This is a genomic window from Streptomyces sp. NPDC026515 (assembly GCF_055567595.1).
In genome coordinates this window covers 150,131-150,627 of the sequence record NZ_JBVHQD010000008.1, presented here as the reverse complement: position 1 = coordinate 150,627, position 497 = coordinate 150,131, and the positions used below count along the sequence as shown (strand labels likewise).

The following is a 497-nucleotide window of genomic DNA, read 5'->3' as shown; positions in this document are numbered from 1 at the left end:
GGGCGATACGGGTGTGGGTGCGCAGGGCCCGCAGGGCACGCAGGGCGATGCGGGTGTCGGTTCGCAGGGCCCGCAGGGTGCGCAGGGCACGCAGGGTTCGCAGGGTGTGCAGGGTTCGCAGGGCGATACGGGTGTGGGTGCGCAGGGCCCGCAGGGCACGCAGGGCGATGCGGGTGTCGGTTCGCAGGGCCCGCAGGGTGCGCAGGGCACGCAGGGCCCGCAGGGCACGCAGGGTGTGCAGGGTTCGCAGGGCGATACGGGTGTGGGTGCGCAGGGTGCGCAGGGTGCGCAGGGTGTGCAGGGCCCGCAGGGTTCGCAGGGCGATACAGGTGTCGGCGCGCAGGGCCCGCAGGGTGCCCAGGGCGATACGGGTGTGGGTTCGCAGGGCCCGCAGGGTGTGCAGGGTTCGCAGGGCGATACGGGTGTGGGTTCGCAGGGTGCGCAGGGTTCGCAGGGTTCGCAGGGCGATACAGGTGTCGGCGCGCAGGGCCCGCAGG

The 497-nt window shown here is 74.0% G+C and carries 1 protein-coding gene; it reads right to left on the bottom strand.

The window, feature by feature from the left end; all coding sequences use genetic code 11:
- On the bottom strand, positions 1-497 hold a 497-nt coding region (locus ACZ4O3_RS18340), incomplete at both ends, for a hypothetical protein (protein ID WP_467722977.1).